Origin of the sequence: Gymnodinialimonas sp. 202GB13-11 (assembly GCF_040932485.1) — a bacterium.
Lineage (GTDB): Bacteria > Pseudomonadota > Alphaproteobacteria > Rhodobacterales > Rhodobacteraceae > Gymnodinialimonas > Gymnodinialimonas hymeniacidonis.
On the sequence record NZ_JBFRBH010000001.1, the window covers coordinates 756,501 to 781,869 of the forward strand.

General features: G+C 63.9%; 29 protein-coding genes, 1 tRNA gene and 1 riboswitch. Of the genes, 19 read left to right on the forward strand and 11 right to left on the reverse strand.

All coding sequences use genetic code 11. From position 1 onward, the window contains the following. Window positions 1-7: 7 nt before the first annotated feature. Genes arsC through V8J81_RS03855 form a run of 3 tightly spaced genes read right to left on the reverse strand, consistent with a single transcriptional unit; the run spans window position 8 to window position 1,734 of the window. A complete protein-coding gene (gene arsC / locus V8J81_RS03845) occupies window positions 8-349 on the reverse strand; it encodes an arsenate reductase (glutaredoxin) (RefSeq protein ID WP_368474429.1) in 342 nt (113 codons plus the stop codon). After that, a complete protein-coding gene (locus tag V8J81_RS03850; RefSeq protein WP_368474430.1) occupies window positions 340-1,398 on the reverse strand; it encodes a quinone-dependent dihydroorotate dehydrogenase in 1,059 nt (352 codons plus the stop codon). The genes arsC and V8J81_RS03850 overlap by 10 nt, the downstream gene beginning before the upstream one ends. Continuing rightward, the gene (locus V8J81_RS03855; RefSeq protein ID WP_368474431.1) at window positions 1,399-1,734 is read right to left on the reverse strand and encodes a DUF952 domain-containing protein; all 336 of its coding nucleotides are present in this window, start codon (window positions 1,732-1,734) and stop codon (window positions 1,399-1,401) included. It abuts the gene before it with no gap. Between the two features lie 125 nt (window positions 1,735-1,859). Here V8J81_RS03855 and V8J81_RS03860 point away from each other — a divergent pair, with 125 nt between their 5' ends. The 3 genes from V8J81_RS03860 (at window position 1,860) to V8J81_RS03870 (ending at window position 4,490) form a co-directional block, all read left to right on the forward strand. After that, on the forward strand, window positions 1,860-3,464 hold the full coding sequence (locus tag V8J81_RS03860) for a bifunctional metallophosphatase/5'-nucleotidase (RefSeq protein ID WP_368474432.1): 1,605 nt from the start codon (window positions 1,860-1,862) through the stop codon (window positions 3,462-3,464). A gap of 182 nt (window positions 3,465-3,646) precedes the next feature. Further along, a complete protein-coding gene (locus tag V8J81_RS03865) occupies window positions 3,647-3,814 on the forward strand; it encodes a hypothetical protein (RefSeq protein WP_368474433.1) in 168 nt (55 codons plus the stop codon). A 22-nt stretch (window positions 3,815-3,836) separates the two neighbouring features. Further along, window positions 3,837-4,490 carry an SOS response-associated peptidase gene (locus tag V8J81_RS03870; protein WP_368474434.1) on the forward strand — a complete coding sequence of 218 codons (654 nt, stop codon included), beginning with the start codon at window positions 3,837-3,839 and terminating at the stop codon, window positions 4,488-4,490. A 97-nt stretch (window positions 4,491-4,587) separates the two neighbouring features. On the opposite strand, the gene V8J81_RS03875 is transcribed toward V8J81_RS03870, so the two are convergent. The 4 genes from V8J81_RS03875 to cobO are packed head-to-tail and all read right to left on the reverse strand — an operon-like array spanning window position 4,588 to window position 7,691. Continuing rightward, window positions 4,588-6,033, reverse strand: a complete 1,446-nt coding sequence (locus tag V8J81_RS03875; RefSeq protein WP_368474435.1) for a cobyric acid synthase — start codon at window positions 6,031-6,033, stop codon at window positions 4,588-4,590. After that, on the reverse strand, window positions 6,030-6,629 hold the full coding sequence (locus V8J81_RS03880; protein WP_368474436.1) for an HAD-IA family hydrolase: 600 nt from the start codon (window positions 6,627-6,629) through the stop codon (window positions 6,030-6,032). Before V8J81_RS03880 ends, V8J81_RS03875 begins: the two co-directional genes overlap by 4 nt. After that, a complete protein-coding gene (locus V8J81_RS03885) occupies window positions 6,619-7,074 on the reverse strand; it encodes a cupin domain-containing protein (RefSeq protein WP_368474437.1) in 456 nt (151 codons plus the stop codon). The genes V8J81_RS03880 and V8J81_RS03885 overlap by 11 nt, the downstream gene beginning before the upstream one ends. Then, window positions 7,074-7,691, reverse strand: coding sequence for a cob(I)yrinic acid a,c-diamide adenosyltransferase (gene cobO / locus V8J81_RS03890; protein WP_368474438.1), 618 nt, complete (start codon window positions 7,689-7,691; stop codon window positions 7,074-7,076). Before cobO ends, V8J81_RS03885 begins: the two co-directional genes overlap by 1 nt. Window positions 7,692-7,760: 69 nt before the next feature. Continuing rightward, window positions 7,761-7,943: riboswitch (cobalamin riboswitch) on the forward strand. Window positions 7,944-7,975: 32 nt separating this feature from the next. Between cobO and V8J81_RS03895 the strand changes: the two genes are divergently transcribed. Genes V8J81_RS03895 through cobJ form a run of 8 tightly spaced genes read left to right on the forward strand, consistent with a single transcriptional unit; the run spans window position 7,976 to window position 15,954 of the window. Next, the gene (locus tag V8J81_RS03895) at window positions 7,976-8,377 is read left to right on the forward strand and encodes a DUF1636 family protein (RefSeq protein ID WP_368474439.1); all 402 of its coding nucleotides are present in this window, start codon (window positions 7,976-7,978) and stop codon (window positions 8,375-8,377) included. Window positions 8,378-8,381: 4 nt separating this feature from the next. Continuing rightward, window positions 8,382-9,434 carry a cobalamin biosynthesis protein CobW gene (gene cobW / locus V8J81_RS03900; RefSeq protein ID WP_368474440.1) on the forward strand — a complete coding sequence of 351 codons (1,053 nt, stop codon included), beginning with the start codon at window positions 8,382-8,384 and terminating at the stop codon, window positions 9,432-9,434. Window position 9,435: 1 nt separating this feature from the next. Next, a complete protein-coding gene (locus V8J81_RS03905; RefSeq protein ID WP_368474441.1) occupies window positions 9,436-9,741 on the forward strand; it encodes a hypothetical protein in 306 nt (101 codons plus the stop codon). Beyond that, on the forward strand, window positions 9,741-12,986 hold the full coding sequence (gene cobN, locus V8J81_RS03910; protein ID WP_368474442.1) for a cobaltochelatase subunit CobN: 3,246 nt from the start codon (window positions 9,741-9,743) through the stop codon (window positions 12,984-12,986). The genes V8J81_RS03905 and cobN overlap by 1 nt, the downstream gene beginning before the upstream one ends. Beyond that, complete coding sequence (locus V8J81_RS03915; RefSeq protein WP_368474443.1) at window positions 12,983-13,879, forward strand: ferredoxin-like domain-containing protein; 897 nt, start codon at window positions 12,983-12,985, stop codon at window positions 13,877-13,879. The genes cobN and V8J81_RS03915 overlap by 4 nt, the downstream gene beginning before the upstream one ends. Further along, window positions 13,869-14,498 (forward strand): precorrin-8X methylmutase, encoded by a 630-nt coding sequence (locus V8J81_RS03920; RefSeq protein WP_368474444.1) that lies wholly within the window; start codon window positions 13,869-13,871, stop codon window positions 14,496-14,498. The genes V8J81_RS03915 and V8J81_RS03920 overlap by 11 nt, the downstream gene beginning before the upstream one ends. Next, a complete protein-coding gene (gene cobI / locus V8J81_RS03925) occupies window positions 14,495-15,220 on the forward strand; it encodes a precorrin-2 C(20)-methyltransferase (protein ID WP_368474445.1) in 726 nt (241 codons plus the stop codon). The genes V8J81_RS03920 and cobI overlap by 4 nt, the downstream gene beginning before the upstream one ends. Further along, window positions 15,217-15,954: a precorrin-3B C(17)-methyltransferase gene (cobJ, locus tag V8J81_RS03930; RefSeq protein WP_368474446.1), complete on the forward strand. Its 738-nt coding sequence runs from the start codon at window positions 15,217-15,219 to the stop codon at window positions 15,952-15,954. The genes cobI and cobJ overlap by 4 nt, the downstream gene beginning before the upstream one ends. Here the strand turns inward: cobJ and V8J81_RS03935 are convergent. Next, window positions 15,930-16,679: a cobalt-precorrin-6A reductase gene (locus tag V8J81_RS03935; RefSeq protein WP_368474447.1), complete on the reverse strand. Its 750-nt coding sequence runs from the start codon at window positions 16,677-16,679 to the stop codon at window positions 15,930-15,932. The genes cobJ and V8J81_RS03935 overlap by 25 nt on opposite strands. Here V8J81_RS03935 and cbiE point away from each other — a divergent pair. The 6 genes from cbiE to cobF are packed head-to-tail and all read left to right on the forward strand — an operon-like array spanning window position 16,678 to window position 21,759. Next, window positions 16,678-17,868: a precorrin-6y C5,15-methyltransferase (decarboxylating) subunit CbiE gene (cbiE, locus tag V8J81_RS03940; RefSeq protein ID WP_368474448.1), complete on the forward strand. Its 1,191-nt coding sequence runs from the start codon at window positions 16,678-16,680 to the stop codon at window positions 17,866-17,868. The two genes, V8J81_RS03935 and cbiE, sit on opposite strands and share 2 nt — an antisense overlap. Then, window positions 17,850-18,218: a cobalamin biosynthesis protein gene (locus V8J81_RS03945; RefSeq protein ID WP_368474449.1), complete on the forward strand. Its 369-nt coding sequence runs from the start codon at window positions 17,850-17,852 to the stop codon at window positions 18,216-18,218. The genes cbiE and V8J81_RS03945 overlap by 19 nt, the downstream gene beginning before the upstream one ends. Continuing rightward, window positions 18,215-19,009 (forward strand): precorrin-4 C(11)-methyltransferase, encoded by a 795-nt coding sequence (cobM, locus tag V8J81_RS03950; protein ID WP_368474450.1) that lies wholly within the window; start codon window positions 18,215-18,217, stop codon window positions 19,007-19,009. Before V8J81_RS03945 ends, cobM begins: the two co-directional genes overlap by 4 nt. Beyond that, a complete protein-coding gene (locus V8J81_RS03955) occupies window positions 19,002-20,306 on the forward strand; it encodes a cobyrinic acid a,c-diamide synthase CobB (RefSeq protein ID WP_368477595.1) in 1,305 nt (434 codons plus the stop codon). Before cobM ends, V8J81_RS03955 begins: the two co-directional genes overlap by 8 nt. After that, window positions 20,303-21,025: a uroporphyrinogen-III C-methyltransferase gene (gene cobA, locus V8J81_RS03960; protein WP_368474451.1), complete on the forward strand. Its 723-nt coding sequence runs from the start codon at window positions 20,303-20,305 to the stop codon at window positions 21,023-21,025. The genes V8J81_RS03955 and cobA overlap by 4 nt, the downstream gene beginning before the upstream one ends. Then, window positions 21,025-21,759, forward strand: coding sequence for a precorrin-6A synthase (deacetylating) (cobF, locus tag V8J81_RS03965; RefSeq protein ID WP_368474452.1), 735 nt, complete (start codon window positions 21,025-21,027; stop codon window positions 21,757-21,759). Before cobA ends, cobF begins: the two co-directional genes overlap by 1 nt. Window positions 21,760-21,914: 155 nt before the next feature. Here the strand turns inward: cobF and V8J81_RS03970 are convergent, their stop codons facing one another. The 3 genes from V8J81_RS03970 to nthA are packed head-to-tail and all read right to left on the reverse strand — an operon-like array spanning window position 21,915 to window position 23,478. Next, window positions 21,915-22,223 (reverse strand): nitrile hydratase accessory protein, encoded by a 309-nt coding sequence (locus V8J81_RS03970; RefSeq protein WP_368474453.1) that lies wholly within the window; start codon window positions 22,221-22,223, stop codon window positions 21,915-21,917. Further along, window positions 22,220-22,882, reverse strand: a complete 663-nt coding sequence (gene nthB, locus V8J81_RS03975) for a nitrile hydratase subunit beta (protein ID WP_368474454.1) — start codon at window positions 22,880-22,882, stop codon at window positions 22,220-22,222. Before nthB ends, V8J81_RS03970 begins: the two co-directional genes overlap by 4 nt. Further along, window positions 22,879-23,478, reverse strand: a complete 600-nt coding sequence (nthA, locus tag V8J81_RS03980) for a nitrile hydratase subunit alpha (protein ID WP_368474455.1) — start codon at window positions 23,476-23,478, stop codon at window positions 22,879-22,881. The genes nthB and nthA overlap by 4 nt, the downstream gene beginning before the upstream one ends. A 129-nt stretch (window positions 23,479-23,607) precedes the next feature. On the opposite strand from nthA, the gene V8J81_RS03985 reads away from it, so the two are divergent. Both V8J81_RS03985 and V8J81_RS03990 read left to right on the forward strand, forming a co-directional pair. Beyond that, window positions 23,608-25,224, forward strand: a complete 1,617-nt coding sequence (locus V8J81_RS03985) for an alpha-glucosidase (protein WP_368474456.1) — start codon at window positions 23,608-23,610, stop codon at window positions 25,222-25,224. A gap of 37 nt (window positions 25,225-25,261) precedes the next feature. Next, window positions 25,262-25,335 (forward strand) — tRNA-Gly (locus tag V8J81_RS03990). Window positions 25,336-25,369 lie beyond the last annotated feature (34 nt).

Sequence of the window (25,369 nt, forward strand, 5' to 3'; positions counted from 1 at the left end):
GAAGACTTTAGACCAGGGTGAGCACGCGTTCCGGCGGGCGACCGATGATGGCGGTTTCCGCCGTCAGAAGGATCGGGCGTTCTATCAGGATCGGGTGGGTGGCCATCGCGATGATCAGCGCCGGATCATCGGCATCTTTCAAACCGAGATCTTTGTAGATCTTCTCGCCAGTCCGCATCATGGCGCGCGGTTCGACCTTCAGGCGTGCCAGCAGATCGGAGATTTCGTCTTCGGTCGGCGCATTGGTCAGATAGAGGCGCACCGAAGGCGCATGACCACCATCCTCCAGAAGGGCCAGCGCTTGGCGTGATTTGGAGCAGCGCGGGTTGTGCCACAGGGTCAGGTCCATTCCGATACTCCGGTTCCGACGGCGTCGGCGACATTTGCGTGGCCGTCGCGTTCCAAGAGCGCGTCGAGGCCCTGGGCGATCTCGGTCACCAGCGACAGGCCGCCGTAAACAAGGCCGGTGTAAAGCTGCACTGCTGACGCGCCCGCGCGGATCTTGGCATAGGCTTGTTCGGGCGAGGCCACGCCGCCGACGCCGATCAGGGGGATCGTGCCGCGCGTATGGGCGTGAAGTTGCGCCAGAACGCGGGTCGATTTCTCAAACACCGGCTGGCCGGAGAGGCCGCCTTTTTCGCCGGCGTGCGGGCTTTGCAGGCCATCACGGTCGAGCGTTGTGTTGGTCGCGATAATGCCGGAGATGCGGCCGGGCGCGTCGAGGATGACTTCGACGATATCCTCGATGTCTTGTTGGGTCAGATCGGGGGCGATCTTGAGGAACAGCGCGACAGGCTCAGCCTCGATCAGGCGGACGGCGTCGACGCGGGAGATGATCTCAGCCAGTGCCTCTTTCCCCTGCAAATCCCGCAGCTTTTCGGTGTTGGGGGAGGAGACGTTGATCGTCGCAAAGTCGATATGGGGCGCGCAGCGGCGGTAGACGGCGGCGAAATCCTCTAACCGGTCGGCGCTGTCCTTGTTGGCGCCGAGGTTCAGGCCGATGGGGATTTCGCGGGGCGTTTTTTCGAGCCGCTCGGCAATCGCCTCCATCCCGTCATTGTTGAAGCCGAAGCGGTTGATGGCTGCTTGATCTTCGCTGAGTCGGAAAAGGCGGGGCTTTGGGTTGCCGGGTTGGGGTTTGGGGGTGGCCGCACCGACTTCGATAAAGCCGAAGCCTGCGCGTTGCAGCGGGCCAGCCGCCTCCGCGTTCTTGTCGAAACCAGCGGCGAGCCCAATGGGATTGAGCAGATCAAGGCCCGCCACCCGCGTTTTCAGACGGTCGGTGGTGAAGGGGCCGGTGAGCGGGCCGAGCCCCATGCGCAACGCCAGAAGCGCTGCGCCGTGGGCGCGTTCCGGATCCATCGAGCGGAGGAGTTTAAGGCCGATATTTTCCAGCATCTACATGTCTTTCGGGAAGATATGCGTGCCGTCGATCAGGGGCAGAGGCCCGTGCCAGATTACGTCCGCCAGCCGCAGCGGGGCGTAGAGGTGGGGAAATTTGTCGCCGCCGCGCGAGACCTCCCACTTCAGGGCATCGCCCAAGACGTCGGCCTCAAGTGCTGCGAGGATCAGCCCCTCTTCACCCGAAAAGTGTTTTGCGGCGGTTTCCTGTGCCTGTGCAGCGGTCGAGAAATGGACAAAGCCATCGGCCACGTCGATGGGGGCACCGGGCGTCTCACCCTTGGCTTGCAGATCGGCCCATTCTGAGGCCCGCAGGATCTTGTAAATGCGCATGGGGGGCGTTTGGCCCGCCCCTCCCGTGGCGTCAAGTGTCACGGGGTTGTGACTTGGGCGCTTTACTTGGGGCAGGGGTGACGCCAAGCTGGCAACAGTCCAACAAAAAACCTGGGAGTATTTCAATGATCGCACGCATTTTGGGATCAACCGCGATTCTGGCGGGCCTTGGCCTCGCGGCCCCTGCCGCCGCCGACACGACCCTGCACCTGCTGCACATCAACGACCTGCACAGCCGCATTCAGCCGATCAACCGCTTTGACAGCACGTGTAACGCCGAAGACGACGCGGCGGGCGAATGCTTTGGCGGCGTGGCGCGGATCGCGACCGCCATCAACACGCTGCGCGGCGAGTTGGAGGGCGAGAACGTTCTGGTGCTGGACGCGGGCGACCAGTTTCAGGGCTCGGCCATGTTCACCACGTATCAGGGTGAGGCGGCAGCCGAATTCATGAACGCCATCGGCTTTGATGTGATGGCCTCGGGCAACCATGAATGGAACCTTGGCCCGTCGGGCTTTGCACGGTTCATCGAGATGGTGAATTTCCCCGTGATCGCGGGCAATCTGGATGTGAGCCAGGAGCCTGAGATCAACGAGTTGTTGCAGGACCATGTGGTGCTGGATGTGAACGGCGTGCAGGTTGGTGTGATTTCCGCGCTGGCCACCGACACGGCCGAGACGTCTTCGCCCGGTGACAACGTGATCTTCACCGACGAGATCGAAGCATTGCAGGCCGATGTGGATGCGCTGACCGAGGCTGGTGTGGGCATCATCATCGCGTTGACCCATGTGGGCACGCCAGATGACATTCGGATTGCTGAGGCCGTGACCGGCATCGACGTGATCGTGGGCGGCCATTCGCACACGCTGTTCAGCGCCAGTGATCCGGGCCGCGAGCAGCCCTATCCGCTGTGGATTTCGAACCCGGAGGGCACGATGGTGCCGATCGTGCAGGCCTATGCCTATTCGAAATATGTCGGCCATCTTGAGGTGACCTTCGACGATGCGGGCGATGTGATCTTCGCACAGGGTGACACGATGCTGTTGGACGCGTCGGTGACGCCGGATCCGGACATCGCGGCCCGTGTGGGTGAATTGGCGGAGCCCATTGAAGAAGCGATGAGCGAGATCGTGGGGGAGACCGCCGATTTCATCGAGGGTGACCGTTCGGTCTGCCGGGTTGAGGAATGCCCAATGGGCAACCTTGTGGCCGATGCCATGCTGGAGCGTGTGGCCGACCAGGGTGTGACGATCGCGATCCAGAACGGCGGCGGTTTGCGCGCCTCCATCGACGGGGGTGAGGTCAGCATGGGTGAAGTGCTGACGGTTCTGCCGTTCCAGAACACGCTGGCGACGTTCCAGTTGACCGGTGCCGGTGTCATCGCGGCGCTTGAGAATGGTGTGAGCGAGGTCGAGGAAGTGGCGGGTCGTTTCCCGCAAGTCTCGGGCATGCGCTATACGTGGGACCCCGCCGGTGAGCCGGGCAGCCGCATCGTTTCGGTGGAAGTCGCCGATGGTGATGGCTTCGTCGAGATCGATCCGGAGGCCGTCTACAGTGTCGTGTCCAACAATTACATGCGCGGTGGCGGGGACGGCTACGATGTCTTCGAGAACGAGGCCACGAACGTCTATGATTTCGGCCCCGGTCTGGAAGAGGTCGTGGCGACGTATCTAGGTGAGAATTCGCCCTATGCGCCGTACACGGATGGGCGCATCACCCAAGCGGAGTAATTCGCTAACCGCCTGAATTTTAGGCAAATTGAGCCGGCCTCGTGTGAACGGGGCCGGTTTTTTGCTGCTATGCAGAAACTGCAAGGCGGGTTTCGAAAAAGGGCGTCTGGTGCATTTCGTTAGCGCTCACATATTGGGGTCACGAGAGACGAAATTCACACGAGCCAATAAGGAGCTGTACCATGGCCTCGATCCTCAACACGATCCGCACTGCCGCCCAAAAGCGTGCAGCCTACAACCGCACCGTTTCCGAGATTTCGGCCATGCCGACGGAACTGGCTGTCGAAGACCTGGGCATCTTCCCGGGTGACGCACACAAGATCGCTTACGCCACCGTTTACGGGCGCTAAGCCAAGGGGTTAGGCTCGGCCCATGTGCGGCCGTATGACCATGACCCATCCCACAGACGCCATGGCGCAGCTGTTTGAGGCTGCGCCAGCGAATGATCTACCCGAACCGCCCACGTATAATCTGTGCCCGACACAGAGCGTGGGCGTTGTCGTATCTGGGGACGGGCGTAGTTACAGGCCGATGCGGTGGGGGTTCTTGCCGCATTGGTACAAGGCGATGAATGGCGGGCCGCTTTTGATCAACGCGCGGGCCGAGACGATTGCCGAGAAGCCTGCCTTCAAAGCGGCGGTGCGCGAACGGCGCTGTTTGATTGCCGCGACGGGCTTTTATGAATGGACCAAGGATGAAGAGGGAAACCGGCTGCCGTGGTATTTCTCACGCCCCGGCGGCGAGCCGATGGTCTTCGCGGGTATCTGGCAGATGTGGGGGAAGGACGACCCGGTGCCGACCTGCGCGATTGTGACGACTGGTGCGGGTGAGTGGATGGCCGAGACGCATCATCGGGAGCCGGTGGTTTTGGCGGAAGACGATTGGGCGACCTGGCTGGGAGAGAGTGGCGAGAAGGCCGCGCCTCTGATGCGGTCTTCGCCCGGGGGTTATTACCAGCGCTGGCGTGTGGACCGGGCGGTGAACTCGAACCGGGCGAGCGGGCCGGACTTGATCGAACCGATTTGAGTCCATTATTGCGCCCCTTTGGGGCGCGATGGGGGCGCTGCCCCCAAACCCCTGAGATATTTTTGGCACATGGAAGACAGGGCGCGAGTTGGACGTGTCAGCGCGCGGTGGCGAAGAGGGCCTCTGTGTCCAGGTGTTGGCGCAAGTGGTCGGCGAGCGCGTCGAGGGTGGATTCGACGGATTGATCGTAGTTTGCCGTGCTGGAGGTGTTGAATTGGGCCAGCCAGGCGGCGCGGAACGTGTCGTCGCGGAAGAGGCCGTGGAGGTAGCTGGCGGTGATCTGGCCGGAGGGGCTGCGCGCGCCTTCCGGCTGGCCGGAGATATGGGCGAAGGGGCGTGCGCGGTCGGGGCCTTTGGTTTCGCCGATATGAATCTCGTAGCCGCGGACGGGCAGGTTGGTGCCGGCGTAGGTGGCGGTGACCTCGGTGAGGGTTTTCTTCGGCGTCATGGTTGTTGTGACGTCGAGGAGGCCGAGGCCGAGGTCTGTGCCGGGGGTGCCTTCGATGCCGTCGGGGTCGGAGATGGACGTCCCGAGCATCTGGTAGCCGCCGCAGATGCCAAGGACATAGCCGCCGCGCCGGATATGGGCCTGTAGGTCGGTGTCCCAGCCTTGGGCGCGGAGGAAGGCGAGATCGCCGCGCGTGGATTTGGAGCCGGGGATTATGACGACGTCGGCATCGCCGGGGATAGCGTGGCCTGCGTTGAGCATGGTCAGGCGGACATTTGGTTCCTGCGCGAGCGGGTCCATATCGTCGAAATTTGCGATGCGGCTGAGGCGCAGGCAGACGATGTGCAGGCCCTCGGTGCGGTTCGGTGTGGCGATGTCGAGCGCGTCTTCGGCGGGGAGTTTGTGGGCTTGCGCGAACCACGGGATGACGCCGAAGCCGGGCCAACCGGTGTGGGATTTGATAAGGTCGTATCCGTCGTCGAAAAGGCTCGGGTCGCCGCGGAACTTGTTGATCATGAAGCCTTTGATCAGGGCCGCGTCAGCGGGGTCGATCACGGTCTGGGTTCCGACGATCTGGGCGATGACGCCACCGCGGTCGATGTCGCCGCAGAGGATCACGGGTGTGTCGGTGGCGCGCGCGAAACCCATGTTGGCGATGTCGCCGGGGCGCAGGTTGACCTCGGCGGGCGAGCCTGCGCCCTCGACGAGGATCAGGTCGTGGTGCGATTTGAGGCGTTGGAAGCTGTCGGTGACGGCCTCTAGCAGTTGCGGTTTGAGTTTGGCGTAGTCGCGGGCGCGGACGGTGGTCAGGCGCTTGCCTTGCACGACGACTTGGGAGCCTGTGTCGGTTTCGGGCTTGAGCAGGACCGGGTTCATGTCGGTGTGGGGCGCGACGCCGGAGGCCAGCGCTTGCAGGGCCTGGGCGCGGCCGATCTCGCCGCCGTCCGAGGTCACGGCGGCGTTGTTGGACATGTTTTGCGGTTTGAAGGGGGCGACCGACAGGCCGTTCTGGCGGGCGATGCGGCAGAGGCCCGCGACGAGCATGGACTTGCCGACATTGGAGCCGGTGCCCTGGATCATAAGCGCGCGGGTCAAGCGAGGGCCTTTGGCAGTTCGTCCCGCGTGGCGTCGGTGAAGTGGAAGGTGCGCCAGCCAAGTGCGCGGGCGGCGTCGCAATTGCGGGCGAGGTCATCGACCAGCAGGGTGGCTTGGGGGGCGACGCCGGACCAGTCGGTGATGGTCTGGAAATAAGCGGGGTCGGGTTTGGCGCGTTTCATGCGGCCCGAGGCGAAGACGTGTTCGACAAGGGCGGAGAAGCCCATTTCAGTCTCAATGTAGTCCGCGCGGCTTGCGGGGTTGTTGGTGCCGATGACGTGGCGGGCCGGGTGGGTTTTCAGGTGCGATATGACCTGCGTGTCGGGGCGCGCGTCTTTGGCGTACCAATAGGTGATGAAGGTGTCGGGGGTTATGTCGGTGTCTTGGGTGGCGAGCCAGTCCGCGGCGACATCATGCAGCTCTTCCTCGCCGCGGATCACGGACCGGATGCGGCCTGATTTGAAAACGTAGTCCTGAAGGCTAGAGAGGCTGAGACCCAGATCAGCCTCCAGATCATCGGCCCAGACGAACCGCCCCTCCACGATATTGCGGTTCAGGACGCCGTCGAAATCCCAGACGATCAGCTCAGGTGCCATGGTAGGGTTCGACCTTCGTGATGTTGCCCTCCGCATCGCGATAGACCTTTTCGTCAGCGATGATCGTGACGGTCTCACCGGTCTTGGAATAGGTCACGGTATCGTCGTGGGAGCGGGTGCCGATGACGAGATAACGGCAGGGGGCTTGGGTGCGGTTCTCTAGGTGGTGGCCCACGGGTACGCCTGCCTTGAAGGTGGCCGTGTCGCCCTGGATCAGGTCGGTCTCAGCGTCGCCTTCGATCAGCGTGACGGTGCCGGAGAGGACGTGGATCATCTCATCCTCGTTGGCGTGCCAATGGGTTTTGGAGGCGGCGGAGCCGGGCCAGAGCGTTTCGATGAACGCGCCGAATTGGGTCAGGCCACCGGCATCGGAGAGAAGTTCGGCGCGGCAGCGGCCGATTTCATCTTCGCCTTCGTCGATCTTGGGATTTTCGACCTTGGGCATTAGAACTCCACGCCTTTCTGGGCCTTCACGCCGTCGCGGAAGGGATGTTTGACGAGGGTCATTTCGGTGACGAGGTCTGCGGCTTCGATCAGTTCGGGCTTTGCGTTGCGGCCTGTGAGGCAGACATGGGTCATCTGTGGTTTCTCGTGCAGGAGGAAATCGACGACCTCGTCGATATCGAGGTAATCGTAGCGGAGCGCGATGTTGATCTCGTCCAGCATAACGAAGTCGATTTCGGGGTCGAGGATCTGCTCCTGCGCGATCTTCCAGCCGTTCTGGGCGGCGGCGATGTCGCGCTCGCGGTCTTGCGTTTCCCAGGTGAAGCCCTCGCCGGAGACGAAGAAGCGGCATTCATCGGCGAAGCGTTCGCGCAGGAAGCTCTTCTCGCCCGTGTCCCAATTGCCCTTGATGAATTGCACGACGGCGGTGCCCATCCCGTGCTGGATGGAACGCATGACCATGCCAAACCCGGACGAGGATTTGCCCTTGCCGGGGCCAGTGTGGACCATGATCAGGCCCTTCTCCTCAGTCTTGGTCTCCATCATCTTGTCGCGCGCCGCCTTGATCTTTTTCATCTTCTCGTTGTGGCGGGCGTTTTCGTCTTGCGTCTCGGTCATGGGATCCTCCGTGGCGTCATGGGAAGGGGTGACATTGCCGGGGCCGATTGACAAGCGGGTCAGCGCGTGAGCAGTGTTTTCGACGATGGTGCGCCGGTTTGGCGCTGAAGAGGGAATGGGGTGAGATGCCCCGGCTGCCCCCGCAACTGTGAGTGGTTTGCGTCGTGTCAAAAGGCCACTGGGCTTGTCCCGGGAAGGCGACACGATGCGTGGGCCACAAGCCAGGAGACCTGCCATCGCAACTGGAACTTATGTGCCGGGCGGGGTGCCTCGGGCTTGGGGGAATGATGGATACCGAAAAGGCTCCGGTCGAGCTTCTGGTCTGCGTGAAGTGTTTGCGCGGAGGCGAGGCGACCGAGGATGGCGAACGGCCCGGCACGCGGTTGTACGAAGATTTGCGCGCGGCGGGGATGCCCGAGGGCGTGACGCTGACACCGGTGGAATGCCTGCAGAATTGCGATCATGGATGCTCTGCAGTGATGCGGGGCGGCGCGGCGCGTTGGACCTATGTGTACGGAAACCTTGATGAGGCGTCGCATACGGACCTGCTGCGCGACGGCATGGAATTATACCGGGACGCGAGCGATGGGGTGATCCCGTGGCGGCAGCGGCCCGAACACTTCAAACGCAACTGCATTGCGCGCATTCCGCCGGTCGCCCCGGCTGCGCCGAAACTGGGAGGCTAAAGGTATGGCTGATTTGGCGAAACTGCCGGTGACGATCGTGACGGGGTTTCTGGGGTCGGGGAAGACGACGCTGATCTCGCAGCTGATGCAGAACCCGGGCGGCAAGCGGTTGGCGATTGTGGTCAACGAGTTTGGTGATGTGGGTGTGGATGGTGAGATCCTGAAGGGGTGCGCCATTCCCGATTGCCCGGCGGAGAATATCATGGAGCTGGCGAATGGCTGCATCTGCTGCACGGTGGCCGATGATTTCATCCCGACGATTGAAGCGCTGATGCAGTTGGAGCCGCGCCCGGAGCATATCGTGATTGAAACGTCCGGGCTGGCGCTGCCGAAGCCGCTTTTGAAGGCGTTTGACTGGCCGGATATCCGTTCGAAAATCACGGTGGATGGCGTGATCGCGCTGGCCGATGCGGAAGCCGTGGCCGATGGCCGGTTCGCGCCGGACGTGGCGCGCGTGGATGCGCAGCGCTTGGCGGATGAGTCGATTGATCACGAGACGCCGTTGAGCGAAGTGTTCGAGGATCAGATTTCCTGCGCCGATATCGTTTTGCTGACCAAGCCGGATCTGGCGGGGCCGGAGGGCGTTGCTAAGGCCAAAGCGGTGATCGAGGCGGAAGCGCCGCGGGCTTTGCCTATTGTGGAAGTAGCCGAGGGGCGGGTTGATCCGCGCGTGATCCTGGGGCTGGAAGCGGCGGCAGAGGATGACATGGACGCGCGGCCTTCGCATCACGACGGGCATGACGACCATGAGCATGATGATTTCGAGAGCATCGTTGTGAACATCGCACCCGTTGCGGACCCGGCGGATTTGGTGGCGCGGATCGAGCGGCTTGCGACTGAGCAGAACATCCTGCGCGTGAAGGGCTATGCAGATGTGGCGGGCAAACCGATGCGCCTTCTGGTGCAGGCTGTGGGTGCGCGGGTGCGGCATCAGTATGACCAGCCTTGGGGCGACCGGCCTCGCGCGGGCCGTCTGGTGGTGATCGCCGAGCATGACGATGTCGACCCGGCGGCGATCCGCGCGGTGCTGGCCCCGGAAACGGTGGCCGCCGAGTGACATGGTGCGGCCGGTGGATCATGGCGAACGGCGAGGCCCTGCAAGCGGGGTCTTGCAGGAGGCGTTCCAGATCACCGGGCGCGGCTGTGTCGGCGTCTTTGCCGAACTTGAGGGGATCGTCCGTGTCGGAGATACGGCGCGGTTTCCAGATGGCGAGCTGAAGGTCACCGGCATTGAGATAATTCGCTACACCGATCCGACAAAGCGGCCCGAAGGGGAGATTGGCGTACTGCTAGAGGGGGCGGAGAAAGAGGCGCTTTTGGCCTTTAAGGGCAAACGGATTGTCTTTGAGGCGGGAGAGGACTGATGCACGTCATCTTCCGCGAAAGCCACGGGTTGGAGGAGACGGAGACCCCGCAGGATCTGGCGCAGACGCCTGCCGATCTTGTGGTTTTGTCGCTGTCAGACTCGGACCTTGGCGCCTTTGCGGAGGGCTGGCGACGGTCGGACGGGGCTTTGCCGAGCTTGCGGCTGGCGAATATCGTCGCGCTGAAACATCCTTTGTCTGTCGACACTTACGTGGAGCAGACGTTGGAGGGGTCGAAGGGCATCCTGATCCGCCTGATCGGCGGCGTGCCCTATTGGCCTTATGGCTTGCAGCAGATCGAGGCGCTTTGTCGGGCCAAGGGGATCGCGCTGGCCGTGCTGCCTGCCGATGGGCGGGAGGATAAGCGGCTCGATGACATCTCGACCTTGCCGGTCAGCACGCTGCGGCGGTTGCAGCATCTTTGTGATGCGGGCGGGGCTGTGGCCGCGCAGGCGGCGTTGCAACAGATGGCCTTGGCCTCGGGCCTTTATGCGGGGCCGGTGAAAGGTGCGAAGGGCGTGGCGCAAGTGGGCGGCTGGACGCCGGAGCACGGGGTGTGTTGCCCGGTTTTGGCGTGCGGTGAAAAGCTGGTGCTGGTGACGTTCTACCGGTCGTACCTTGTGGCCGCCGATCTGGCGCCGATTGAGGCCCTGTTTGACGCGTTACGAGCGCAAGGGTTCGCGGTCATGGGCCTGTTTGCGCCGTCGCTGAAGGCACCCGGAGCGGCGGAGTGGATGGCCCGGATGGTTGCGCATCTGGCCCCGGTGGCCGTGGTGAATGCGACGTCGTTTTCGGGGAAGGGGGCGTCTGGCACGTCGCCGCTCGATGCGGGCGAGGTGCCGGTGTTCCAGGTGGCTTTGGCAACTTCGACCGAAGAAGCCTGGGCCGAGGCCGAGCGCGGGTTGTCACCCGCCGATCTGGCGATGCATGTGGTCTTGCCCGAGGTGGACGGGCGGATCTTTGGCGGCGCGGTCAGTTTCAAGGAACCGCAGGCGCGCGACGAGGCTTTGCAATTCGCGCGGTTTGTGCACCGGGCCAATGCGGGGCGCGTTGAAGCGGTGGCAAAACGGGTGGCCGCGTGGCACAAGCTGGCCGAGTCTGAGGAGCGACGCGTGGCCTTGGTGCTGAGCACCTATCCTGGGCGGGAGTGGAACCTGGCGCATGCCGTAGGCCTGGATGCCATCGCCTCCGCCGGGGCGATTTTGGAGGATCTGGGCGAGGCAAGCGGGCTCAGCGCCGACGATCTGCGCGCGGCGCGCCTGGTCTGGCCCTTCGCCGCGTATAAGGCGGCTTTGTCACGCCTTCCCAAAGCGTTGCGCGACGATCTGGAAGCGAGCTGGGGCAGCTGCGAGGAGGATGCGGATGCATCCGAGGAGGGGCTGGCCCTGCCGATCCTGCGGCGCGGGCAGACCTGGGTGGCGTTGCAGCCTGAGCGGGGCAATCCCAAGCTGCGGGACGCAGAATATCACGACCTCGCCCGCGTGCCGCGCCATGGCTACGTGGCGTTCTACCTTTGGATGCAGGAGCACGCCGATGCGCTGATTCATATCGGCGCGCACGGGACGTTGGAATGGCTGCCGGGCAAATCAGTGGCCTTGTCTGAGGCATGCTGGCCCGAGGCGCTGACCGGCGATCTGCCGGTGATCTATCCGTTTATTGTGAACGATCCGGGCGAGGCCGCGCAGGCAAAACGGCGGATCGGGGCGATTACGCTGGGTCACATTCCGCCACCTCTGAAGCCGTCCGAGACTCCCACACGGCTGGTGCGGCTTGAGGCATTGCTGGACGAGTTTTCCAATGCGGATGGGTTGGACCCGAAGCGGCGTGACCGGTTGCAAGAAGATATCCGGGCCGAGGCGCAGGCATTGGGCGTGGAGGCCGATCTGGGTCTTGAGGCGGCGTCGTGCAGCGCCGAGGCGATCACGCGGATCGACCGGTTCGTGTGCGATGTGAAGGACAGCCAGTTCGGCGATGGGTTGCATGTGTGGGGCCGGGCGGGGCCGGAGGTTGAGGCGTTTGACAGCACCTCATCGGCTGTCGCGGAACGCTCCAGCCTCCTCGCAGCCTTGGCGGGCCAGCGGATCGATGCGGGGCCGAGCGGATCACCCTATCGCGGGCGGACCGATGTGCTGCCGACGGGGCGGAATCTGTACACCACTGACCCGCGTTCGGTGCCGTCCCGGGCAGCTTATGCACAGGGCGAGGTCTTGGCGGATGAGTTGATCCGGCGGCATTTGCAGGAGGAGGGCGATTATCCGAAAGGGTTGATCGTGGACCTGTGGGGGTCAGCTACGATGCGCACGGCGGGTGAAGAGTTCGCCATGGCGTTGGCGCTGCTGGGCGTGCGGCCGGTTTGGGACGACGGCAGCGAACGGGTGAGCGGCATCGAAGTGCTGCCGATTGCGGAGTTGGACCGGCCCCGGATCGACGTGACTTTGCGGGTGTCGGGCCTGTTCCGCGATGTGTTCCCGACGCTGTCGGCTTTGTTCCAGCAGGCCGTGCGGGCCCTGGCGGGCCGCGATGAGGCGGCGGATTGGAACCCCTATGTCGGCCGGGAGGGCGCGCGGGTCTATGGGCCGGCGCCAGGGGCGTTCGGCGTGGGGATGGGCGCGCATTTGGGCGACTACAGCGAGGATGCCAAGCGCGCGGCGGGCGAGGCTTGGCTCGCCGCATCGGCCTATGCGCTGGACGGCGACAAGATCGCGAAGGATGCGGAGGGGATTGCGGCGCGGGTCGCGGGCGCGGATGCGTTTGTGCATCTGCAGGACTTGCCTGAGACGGACATTCTGCTGGCCGAGGATTACGCGACGCATGAGGCGGGCTTTGCCGCCGCGCAGGGTGTCACGGGCGGGCAGGCGGCGCTTTATCATCTGGATGTCACCGACCCAGAGCGGCCAAGGGCGCGCGCATTGACCGAGGAAGTGGCGCGCGTCGTCCATGCCCGCGCGGCGCATCCGGGCTGGATCGCGGGGATGCAGCGGCACGGGTTTCGGGGGGCGGCGGAAATTGCGGCGACCTTGGAAAACATGGCGGTCTTCGCGCAATTGGCCCATGTTGTCCCATCACACCTGTTCGATTTGTACTATGAGGCGACGTTGGGGGACGATGCGGTTGAGGCGTTTTTGGCCGATGCCAACCCCGAAGCGCTGGCCGCGATGCGGGACCGGTTTGCAGCGCTCCATGCGGCAGGGCTTTGGGTGTCGCGGCGGAACTCGATCCGGGCGGCGCTGGAGGCGGCGGAGTGAGTGTAGACCGCAAGACCTGGGGCTGGTGCCCGAGCGTGGTGCGGCCGATGCCGCTCGATGACGGCCTGATGGTGCGCATTCGGCTTTGGATGGACACCATGACGGCGGAGCAGGCTTTGGGCCTTGCCAACCTTGCGGAACGCCATGGCGCAGGTGTGATCGAGTTGACCAATCGCGCCAACCTCCAGCTGCGTGGCTTGACCGAGGCAGAGCACGCAGCCCTTGTGCCGGAGCTTGAAGCCCTCGGCCTCACACGCATCGACCGGACGGCCAGCGGTCGGGTAAACGTCACGCTGAACCCGTTTCGGCGGTTGGACGGTCAGGATGCCGATGGGCGGGCGGCGGAATATCTGTCGCACATGACGGCCGCGCGAGACTATATCGCTTTGCCGCAGAAATTCGGTTTCGTCGTCGACACCGGACCGCAGCGCAGGTTGGCGGATGTGCCGGGTGATATTCGGATCGAGGCGCATGGCGCAGGTTTGATCGTGCGGGCCGATGGTTGCACGCACGGGATGCCGGCCACCTGCGAGAAATCCGCCGTGAACCAGGCGCTGGAATTGGCGAATTGGTTTCGAGTGAGCGGCGGCATCGGTGCGGATGGACGCGGGCGCATGGCCGACTTGACGGCGCGGGAGACACTGCCCGACGGGTTGCGCGGAACGCTTTTGCCGAATGAGCCCGCGCGCACGTCCGCGCGGGGGCCGGAATGGATCACGGCCCGAGACGGCAGGCTGTCGCCACAGGCGTTGAGGGCAGCGCTTTCGGATGCCGTGACCTGCGTGCGGGTGACGCCATTTCGCGCGCTTTACCTGCCGGAGCTTGCACCGGACGGGGCGCAGGACAATAAGGCCGAAACGGCCAGCAAGGGGGACGGCGTGGATGCCGTATGAATACGAGAAAAACGGGCAGGCGATCTATGATGAGAGCTTTGCCACGATCCGGGCGGAGGCCGATCTGGCCCGCTTTGATGCCGATAGCGAGCAGGTTGTCGTCCGCATGATTCACGCCGCTGGCATGGTGGGTTTGGAAGCCCATGTGAAGGTGTCGGACGGCATGGTGGCGGCGGCGCGGGCGGCGTTGCAGGCGGGCGCGCCGATCTTTTGCGATGCCTATATGGTCAGCGAGGGCGTGACGCGGAAGCGGTTGCCTGCGGGCAATGACGTGATCTGCACGTTGCGCGACGACCGCGTGCCGGGGATGGCGGCAGAGATGGGCACGACACGCTCGGCGGCGGCGCTGGAGCTGTGGCGCGACCGGCTTGAAGGATCGCTGGTGGCGATTGGAAACGCTCCGACGGCCCTGTTTCACCTGCTGGAGATGTTGGAAGACCCGGCCTGCCCTCGGCCCGCGGCGATCATCGGCTGCCCGGTGGGCTTTGTCGGCGCGCGCGAGAGCAAGGACGCCCTGTGGGAGGCGCTGCCGGTGCCGTCGATCATCGTGGAGGGGCGCTTGGGCGGCTCGGCCATCACGGTGGCTGCGATCAACGCAATTGCGAGCCGCGCGGAATGAGTGGCGCCATTTACGGGGTGGGCCTTGGGCCGGGTGATCCCGACCTGATGAGCGTCAAGGCGGATCGCCTGTTGCGCTCGGCCAAGCATGTGGCGTTCTTCCGCAAGGCGGGGCGCGCGGGGCGCGCGCGGAAGATCGTGGAGGGGATGCTGCGCGCGGATGTTGTTGAATTCGCGATGGAATATCCCGTCACAACGGAAATCCCGCTCAGCGATCCGCGCTACAATGAGATCCTGTCGGGCTTCTACGCGGAGGTCACGGCGCATCTGTGCAGCCTTGCCTCGGGCGGGGAAGACGTGGTGGTTCTGTGTGAGGGCGACCCGTTTTTCTACGGCTCGTTCATGCATCTCTACGAGCGTTTGAAGGATACTTGCGACGTGCAGGTTGTGCCCGCGATCACCGGCATGTCGGCGGCCTGGACCGCGACGGGCGCGCCGATCACCTGGGGCGATGATATCCTGACCGTGGTGATGGGCACGTTGGGCGAAGACGCCCTGGCGGATGCCATGGCGCGGGCTGATGCGCTTGTGGTGATGAAGATTGGGCGCAACCTGTCGAAAGTGCGCCGGGCGTTGGAGACTGCCGGGAAGGCGGATCGCGCCGTGTTGGTGCAATATGCGGCGATGGAGGGGGAAAGCGTCTGCGCGTTGTCGGAGTATGATGGTGAGACGTTGCCCTATTTCTCGATCATCGTGGTGCATGGGCAGGGGCGCAGGCCGTGAGCGGCTGGGTTGTCGTGGCGGGCCTTGGGCCGGGGGATGAGGCGCTGGTGACGCCCGAGGTCTCGGACGTGTTGGCGCAGGCGACCGATGTGGTGGGCTACATTCCTTACGTGCGGCGGGTGGCGGCGCGCGATGGCCTGACGCTGCATGAAAGCGACAATCGGGTGGAGCTGGACCGCGCGGCACATGCCTTGGGCATGGCGGCGGAGGGCAAGCGCGTTGTCGTGGTGTCCTCGGGCGATCCGGGCGTGTTCGCGATGGCGAGTGCGGTGTTCGAGGCGCTGGAGGCGGGGCCTGCAGAATGGCTTTCGCTGGATGTGCGGGTCTTGCCGGGCATTTCCGCGATGTTCGCGGCGAGTGCCAAGGCAGGTGCGATCCTTGGCCATGATTTATGCGCGATCAACCTCAGCGACAATCTCAAGCCTTGGGATCTTATAGAAAAACGCCTGCGGCTTGCGGCGGAGGCGGATTTCGCCATGGCGTTCTACAACCCACGCTCCAAGGCGCGGCCCGAAGGGTTCGGGCGGGTATTGGAGGTGTTGCGGGAAGCGTGTGAGCCGGAGCGGATCATTGTGTTCGCGCGCGCGGTCTCCACTGGGGAAGAGGCGCTGCGCTTGGTGACGTTGGACGAGGCGACGCCAGAGATGGCCGATATGCGGACGGTGGTTCTGGTTGGATCATCGCGGACCCGGCGGGTGGGCGATTGGGTTTATACGCCGAGGTTTGTAGAATGAATCCACGTGAGCACATCGCCGGGGGTCGCCAGTTCGTGTCGCTTGGGTTGGGGCGGACGGTCGATCATGAGGACCGGCAGGCCAAGGGCGCGGGCGGCGGCGAGTTTGGCGGAGGCGCCTGTGCCGCCGGAATTTTTGGAGACGACGAGGTCGATTTGATGGGTTTCCATCAGGGTGCGGTCGGAGGCCTCGGAGAACGGGCCGCGATCAACGATGATCTCGGTCTTCGGCAAGGGCAGCGGCGCTTTGGGCGGATCGACGAGACGCAGAAGATAGGTGTGCTGCGGATTGGGCGCGAACTCGGCCAGATGCATCCGGCCCACGGCGAGCATGACGTTGCAGGCGGGGCGGTCGAGGGCTGCGACGGCGGCGGGGATGTCGGGGACGTTGGTCCAGTTGTCGCCGGGTTGCGCGCTCCAAGGGGGGCGTGTGAGGGCGACCATCGGGATATCCGCTTGGGCCGAAGCCGCGACGGCATTGTGGCTCATCGCCGAGGCGAAGGGATGCGTGGCGTCGATCAGGTGGGTGATTTTGTGTGCGCGCAGGTAGGTGGCGAGGCCATCGACCCCGCCGAAACCGCCGACCCGTTGCGGCAGGGGCTGACGCACCGGGCGGTCGACACGGCCCGCGAAGCTGACGGTGCCGGTCAGGCCCGCCTCAGACACGGCGCGGGCGAGCGCAGTCGCCTCGGTCGTGCCGCCAAGGATCAGGAGGTTGGGGTGCATGGCTGAGCCTTGGATCACGATCATCGGTCTGGGCGAAGATGGACCGGAGGGGCTGTCGGCTGCAAGCCGTGACGCGCTGGAAACGGCGGATGTGGTGATGGGCCCGCCGCGTCATCTGGCGATGGTGGATGCGGCGGAAAAGGTGGAATGGCCAGTGCCGTTTGCGGATGGCTACGCGGTGCTGGAAGGGCTGCGGGGCAGCCGCGTGGTGGTCTTGGCCTCGGGCGATCCGTTCTGGTTCGGGGCCGGGCGCGGGATTGCGGCGCATTTTCCGGGGCAATGGCGGGCCTTTCCGGGCGTGTCGATCTTCGGGCTGGTGGCCGCACGGTTGGGATGGTCGTTGGAGGATGTGACCTGCGTTGGGCTGCACGCCGCCCCGTTTGCGCAAATGCGCCGCGCGCTGGCTCCGGGCGCGCGGGTGATTGCGACGCTGCGCGATGGTGCAGCGGTCTCGGACGTGGCGCGGTATCTGCGCGATCTGGGCTTTGGCGGGTCTGAGCTGTTCGTTTGCGAGGCGATGGGCGGGCCGCGCGAAAGGGTCAGCCGGGTTAGCGTGGCCGAGGCGATGAAGGGCGGGTTTTCGCACCCTGTGGCAGTTGGGCTGTCGATTGCAGGGGACGGCGCGGCTGTGCCGAAGACCTCTGGCCTTCCGGATGACCTGTTCGAGACCGACGGCGTCATGACAAAGCGACCCCTGCGCGCGATGACGCTGTCGGCCCTGGCCCCGCGCCATGGGGAGCATCTATGGGACATCGGCGGCGGGTCGGGCAGCATCGCGGTAGAGTGGCTGCTGGCCGATGCATCGTGTTGGGCCACAATTGTGGAGCCGCGCGAAGACCGCTGCGCCTTGATCCGGGCCAACGCAGGTGCACTTGGAGTGGAGCATCGGCTGGAGATCGTCCAAGGGACGGCACCCGAGGTTTTCACTGGGTTGGACGCGCCGGACGTGGTGTTTGTGGGCGGCGGCACAAGTCCCGCCCTACGGACAGCGCTTTGGGCAAGCGTGGCCGAGGGCACGCGGATCCTATTCAACGCGGTGACGCTGGAAACTGAGGCGCTTTTGGTCGGCTGGCAGGCGCAATTTGGCGGTGAGTTGATGAAGGTCGAAATCTCCACAGCTGCACCGATGGGCGGCAAACGCGGTTGGAAGGCGGCCTATCCGGTCGTGCAATGGAGCGTGGTGCGATGATTGTGGCCGGGTTCGGATTTCGCGGTGCTGCAACAGCTGAGAGCCTGGCCAACGCTTATGCGAAGGCCGGGGAAGCAGCGTTCGCGGCGACCGTCAGCGACAAAGTGTCGGGCGTCTTCTCCGACTTCGCAGCGAGCAATGGGTTGACGGTGCTGGATATCCTGCCTGAGCAATTGGTTCTGCAGGAAACAGCGACACAATCTTTCACGTCGCTGGCTGAGCGTGGCACAGGCTCGGTCGCGGAGGCGGCGGCCTTGGCTGGGGCGGGCGAGGGGTCTCATTTGATCCGGACGCGCGTAATCTCTGACGATGGCTGCGCCACTTGCGCGTTGGCGGAGAAGACAGAATGACGGTGCATTTCATAGGTGCAGGCCCGGGCGCGGCGGATCTTCTGACGCTACGCGGGCGAGACTTGATCGCTGCGTGCCCGGTCTGCCTCTATGCAGGCTCCTTGGTGCCGGAGGCCGTGCTCGACCATTGCCCGGACGGCGCGCAGGTGGTCAACACCGCGCCGATGTCGCTGGACGAGATTATCGGCACGATTGCGGTGGCCCACGACGCGGGAAAGGACGTGGCGCGTCTGCACTCGGGCGATCTGTCGGTCTGGTCCGCGATGGGAGAGCAGATCCGGCGGTTGGACGAGTTGCGCATCCCCTACACAGTGACCCCCGGCGTGCCATCCTTCGCGGCGGCGGCGGCAACGCTTGGGCAGGAATTGACGCTGCCGGGCGTCGGGCAGTCACTGGTCCTGACGCGGACGCAAGGCAAGGCGACCTCGATGCCCGAGGGCGAGAGCCTTGGGAATTTCGGGCGCACTGGGGCGACGCTGGCCCTGCACCTGTCAATTGGGCAAATGGCAAAGGTCGTCGCGGAGTTGGTGCCCCACTACGGGACAGATTGCCCCGTTGCTGTGGTCTATCGTGCATCTTGGCCAGACGAGCGCGTGATCCGGGCCACGCTTGGAACGCTTGAGGCATCGGTGGACGAGGGGATCGCGCGGACAGCCCTGATCTTCGTTGGCCCTGCAATTGGGGCGTCGGACTTCACGGAAAGCCGCCTTTATGCCGCGGACTATGACCGCCGATATCGACCGCAGAGCGCGGACAGCCCGTGGAGCGAATGGCAGCATGGTGATGACTGATATGCGTGGTTTGATGGTGTCTGCTCCGGCCTCTGGAACGGGTAAGACCACAGTGATGCTGGGTCTTCTGCGCGCGCTCCGAGAGGATGGGCTGGAGGTGCAGCCGTTCAAAAGCGGGCCGGATTATATCGACCCGGCTTTCCATCTGGCGGCGGCAGGGAGGGCGTCGTTCAACCTCGATACCTGGGCGATGCATGGCGGGCTGCTGGACGGTATCGCGGCGCAGGCTGAAGGGGCAGAAATCTGCGTCGCCGAAGGCTCCATGGGGCTTTACGATGGGGTCGCGACGGAGGGGCAATCGGGTTTTGGGAGCAGCGCCGAGACAGCGCGGCGCATGGGTTGGCCGGTGGTTCTGGTGATCGACGCGGGCGGGCAGGCGCAATCGGCGGCGGCCACGGCGTTGGGGTTTCAGGCCTACGCGCCCGAGGTGCCTTTTGCCGGTGTGATCGTGAACCGCGTGGCCTCCCCCCGGCATGAGCGGTTGATCCGGCGCGGCATGGATGCGGCGGGGCTGACGGTTCTGGGCGTGTTGCCCCGGCGCGGCGATCTGGCCTTGCCCGAGCGGCATTTGGGCCTGATCCAGGCGGTGGAGCACCCGGACCTTGAGGCCGCAATTGCCGGCTATGCGACCTTCCTGCGCGAGAATGTAGACCTTGATGCAATCAAGGCGGCAGCGCGGGGCGGGGCCTTGCCCTCGGGCGCTTTGCCCAAGCCGCCTGCGCAGCGGATTGCATTGGCCCGCGATGCGGCGTTTTCCTTCACCTACCCGCATTTGCTGGAAGGCTGGCGGGCAGGCGGTGCGGAGATCTTGCCATTCTCGCCCTTAGCCGATGAGGCCCCGCCCGAAGCGGATCTGGTCTGGCTGCCGGGCGGCTACCCAGAGCTGCACGCAGGGCGGTTGGCGGCAGCCTCGACCTTCATGGAGGGGCTGCGGCGGCACGCTGAGACAAGGCCGGTGCATGGCGAGTGCGGTGGTTACATGGCCCTGGGCGAAGGACTGATCGACAAGGAGGGTGCTCGGCACCAGATGGCGGGTCTTTTGGGTGTGTCGACCTCATTCGAGAAGCGCAAGTTTCACCTTGGCTATCGGCGGGCGGTTCTGAAGGCAGGGATGATGGGCTTTGCGCCGGGCGCGGTTCTGCGCGGACACGAATTTCATTACACGGTGGTGCTGGACGAACCGGATCAGCCACTGGCCGAGGTGGCCGATGCCGATGGCAACCCGGTGCCCGAGACGGGCGCGATCCGGGGCAACGTGACGGGCACGTTCTTTCACATGATCGCGGAGGAGGCATGACCGGCTTCGTCTCGTTCGTCGGCTCTGGCCCGGGCGACCCGGAGCTTCTGACGTTGAAGGCCGTCGACCGGCTCAAGCGCGCCGACGCGGTTCTGTTCGACGACTTGTCGAGCGGGCCGATCCTGACGCACGCACGGGCCGGGGCCGATCTGGTGGGCGTGGGCAAGCGCGCGGGGCGGCCTTCGCCAAAGCAGCGCCACGTCTCGCAGTTGTTGGTGGATTATGCGCAGCAGGGCGGGCGCGTGGTGCGGCTCAAATCCGGTGATAGCGGGTTGTTCGGGCGGCTGGAGGAGGAGCTCGTCGCATTGCGCGAGGCGGGGATCGAATATGAGATCATCCCCGGTGTCCCGAGTGCAATCGCGGCCGCCGCGGCGCACGGCATTCCCCTTACCCGTCGCCTGACGGCGCGGCGGGTGCAGTTTGTTACTGGCCACGATGCCTCGGGTGAGTTGCCAGATGACATTTCGTTGGACGCATTGGCCGACCCAAGTGCGTCAACGGTCGTCTTCATGGGAAAACGGACGTTTCCGAAGCTTGCAGCGGCCCTGATCGAGCGAGGCCTGCCTGCCGACACGCCCGCCGTTTTGGCCGAGGGCGTCAGCACGCCTGAACAAGCCATGCACAGGACGACGGTGGCGGGGTTAGTGGAGCGTCTGTCCGGCGAGTTGGGAAGCGCACCGGCGCTGATCCTTTACGGCCCGCTCGCGGAGCCGGAGTGATGGACCTGTGGCTCATCGGGATTGGCACGGGCAATCCGGCCCATGTCACGCTTGAGGCACAAGAGGCGTTGCGCGAGGCCGAGGTGATCCTTGTGCCCCGAAAGGGCGTGGGGAAGGACGATCTGGCCGCGCTGCGCCACCGGATCTTGGAAGATGCGGGCGCAACAGGAAAGGTGGTCGAATTCGACTACCCGGTGCGGGATGAGGCGTTGCCATATCGTGAGCGGGTGATCGCGTGGCATGACGAGATCGCCCGGCGCTGGGTCACTGCGGTTGGCGATACGACAGGTTCAGTTGCATTGCTGGTCTGGGGCGACCCGTCGCTATACGATTCGACGCTGCGCATCGCCAAGCGGCTTAACCCGAAGCCCCGCATCAAAGTGTTACCGGGCATTACAGCGTTGAGCGCCCTGACGGCGGCCCATGGGATCTCGTTCAATACGCTGGCGGGAGCAGTGGTTGTCACGACAGGGCGGCGTTTGCGGGACTATGGCTGGCCCGAAGGGGCTGAAACGGTCGTGGTCATGCTGGACGGTGAGTGCAGCTTTGCGGCGCTGGATCGCGACGATCTGCATATTTGGTGGGGCGCGTATCTGGGCATGAAGGAACAGGTGCTTGATGCAGGGCCGCTGGCGGAAATCGGTCCCCGTATCATTCAGACGCGCGCAGCTGAACGGGCGCGGCATGGCTGGATTATGGACACCTACTTGTTGCGTCCAGAAGGGTTGGAATGAGTGTTGCGCTTCGGCTGTGCGTGAGGTGTAGCGGCGATGATATCGCCGCTTTGGGCTCAAGAGGCCGCGCCTAAGGATGGATTGAGGACGCGAGCGTCATCCACTTTCTTTCCGACAAACGCCCTTAAAGAGGGTCTAACCCGAAGGAAGCCGTTTCAAGGGATCTTTGCGTTGTCGGAAAGGGTAATCGGCTGGCCATGCGGCGTGCGCGCGGCTGCGTGTTTCCATGCCTCAGCGGTCGACGCCAGATTTTGAGGTGTTGTAATGCCCTTTGCGGCAATCAATGCCTCCAGCGCACACAGCCAGTAGTTGTAATAGGTTCGTTCTGCGCCCGAATGGATTTGAGCAGACAGCGCATCGGCCCATTCATTCCAATTGAAATGCCCTTGGTCGTGCAGGTGTACCGTCAGTGCGAACGCCTGCGCCTGCCATGGCTCCTCGAATGGTTGCTCTGGCTTCGTCATTTCAAGCCCTTCAGATAGGGCTCCCACAGATCAAGCGTGACCTTGTCGCCTGGGGCGGCGCGCTCGCCCCAAAGCGTGCACGCCTCGAAGCTGACTTTGTAGAGCCAAGTGGGCTGCTCACCTTCGCCGCGCGCATTGGTGTCGGGAAAGACGTGGTGGCCATGGACCCGTTCGATCACACCAAGCTTGTCGCGGGCATAGCGGGGCAGGCGGGTGTGGCTGTCCGGGTGGATGTTGATGGTATGTACGCGGTCGCCGGGGGCGAAGGCGGGCTGCGTTTCCGCCGGGCGATCCACAGGGCCACCTTTCGCCAAAGCGGAAGGAACGTCGGTACTCCAAAGAGTGCGTTTGACAGGCACGGGGTCGGTGATCGCGTGGCCATTGGCCAGCTCACCTTCGGTGATCATGCCACGTTCCAGCATCAGCTTCGTCGCGGCCTTGAGCCAGATCTCATAGTAGCTATCGCTGATGTACTCGGCGGGCGGCAGGCTTTCGCGAGCGAAGCGGGATTGGTCGAGGTTCCATTGCCCTGCGGCACCTAGGGCCACGACCATGCCCATCACGCGGGCTTCCCAATCGGCATGGAAATTGGGCTCGTTTTCCTCAGGCACAATTGGGCCAAAGCCCATCATTCCGCCCAGGTCCGCCCCGCCGTTCATGGCGCGTCCGCCAGGGCTGTGCCGATCATGCTGTCGCGGTTCACCAACTTGGCGAGTTCGCCCTCGGACCAGCCCTCAGTGCCTTTGGGGCGTTCCGGGATCACCAGGTAACGCATCTCAGCCGTCGAGTCGTGAACGGTGATGGCGGTTCCATCCGGCAAGGTCAGCCCGAAATCTGCGAGCACCCCTCCCGGGTCGATCACAGCGCGGGAGCGGAAGGGCGGAGATTTGTACCAGACGGGCGGCAGGCCAAGCACCGACCACGGGTAGCAGGAGCACAGGGTGCAGACGACGAGGTGATGCTGACCCGGCCCATTGAACACCGCCTGCATATGTTCGCCTTGGCGGGACATGAAGCCAAGCGAGTGGATCGCGGCCGTCGCATCCTTTTCAAGCCATGAACGGAACGCGGGATCAGACCACGCCTTCGCCACGACATGGGCGCCGTTGCGCGGCCCAATCTCCGTCTCGTAGGTCTGGATGATCGCGTCGACGGCCTCCGGGTCGATATAACCCTTCTCGGTCAGCACGGTTTCCAGCGCGCGAACGCGGGCCTCGATATCCGTCATGTGGGAATGGTCAGCATGGTCGTGCATTGCGAGCCTATGGGGACGTTGCTTTGCGGATACACTGCCCCGGATTGCACTAGAGGGCCAGCCATTCGCGCCGTGCCTGTATGGCCGGGTGCTGTTAACACGAGCGCTCGATTCGAGAGGAGCCTTCCCATGTCCGATTGGTGGCGCAACGCCGTGATCTATCAGGTCTACCCGCGGTCCTATCAGGACGATAACGGCGATGGTGTGGGCGACCTGCCCGGCATCACACGACGGCTGCCTCATATCGCCTCGCTTGGGGTGGATTGCATCTGGATCAGCCCGGTTTTCACCTCGCCGCAGAAGGACATGGGCTACGATGTTAGCGACTATTGCGACGTGGACCCGCTGTTCGGAACGCTCGCTGATTTCGATACGCTGATCGAAACCGCCCATGGGCTTGGCCTGAAGGTCATAACGGACCAGGTGCTCTCGCACACCTCGGACCAGCACCCATGGTTCAAGGAAAGCCGGGTCAGTCGCGATAACAAGCGCGCCGATTGGTATGTCTGGGCCGACCCGTTGCCCGATGGCTCGCCGCCCACCAACTGGCACAGCCATTTTGGTGGACCAGCTTGGGAGTTCGACCCTCAACGCGGCCAATACTACCTGCACAACTTCCTCGCTGAGCAGCCGGATTTGAACTTCCACAACCCTGATGTGCAGGACGCCATTCTCGAGACCTGCCGCTTCTGGCTGGACCGGGGGCTCGACGGCTTCCGCCTCGATACCGTGAACTACTACGTCCACGACCAGAAGCTGCGCTCCAACCCGCCTGCGCAGAAGGGGCCGCAGGTGATGGCGACCGACCTCTACGGGATGCAGGACAACATCTACAATAAGAATCGGCCAGAGAACCTTGAATTCATTGAGCGTTTGCGCGCCCTGACCGATGAATACGCCGACATCATGATGGTGGGCGAAGTGGGCGATATGGGCGACCGGTCCATCAAGCTGATGGGCGAATATACCCAAGGAAAGCATCGCCTGCACATGGCCTATTCCTTTGCCATGCTCAGCCCCGAATTCAGCGCTGATCACTTCCGGTCCTGCATCGAAGGCTTCCAGCAGGGCGCACCGGAAGGACATCCGAAATGGTCTTTCTCGAACCACGACGTCGAACGGCATGTATCCCGGTGGGCTGATCATTCCGTGTCCGACGATGATATGGCACGGCTGGCTTGCGCCATGCTGATGTCGTTCGAGGGTGCAATCGGAATTTACCAGGGCGAAGAGCTTGGTCAGACTGAGACCGAGCTTGTCTATGAGGAACTGACGGACCCGCCCGCATTGCGGTTTTGGCCCGCCGTGAAGGGCCGCGATGGCTGCCGTACGCCGATGGTTTGGGAGTCCGCTGCCGACAATGCGGGATTCTCGACCGGCACGCCATGGTTGCCCGTGAAAGCGCCGCAAGCTGCACGCGCTGTTGATATTCAGGGCGCAGCAGGGACCATTCTTGCCTTCTACCGTGATGCGATTGCTTTTCGGATATCGAACCCTGCCCTGCAAAAAGGGCGGACAACGTTCCTCAATCTACCGGAACCTTTGCTGGCTTTTCAGCGCGAGGCAGAGGGGCAGATGATTACCTGCATATTCAACCTTTCTGCGGAGCCTCAGAGCCTCACCATCAATGGCGAGGCCTCACTCATTGGGCCAAAGAATAGTGAACTGGCGGGGCACGGTTTGACACTGCCCGGCAACGGCTTTGCATACCTGCACCATTCGGGAGAGCTGCGTCTGTCGGCTTGACGGCACGGCGATCATTCCATAGGTCAAGCGATGCAACGCGGGCGTTGTGTAATGGTAAGACCTCAGCCTTCCAAGCTGATGATACGGGTTCGATTCCCGTCGCCCGCTCCATCCTACCAACTGTTAACGTGACACCACGCGCCCT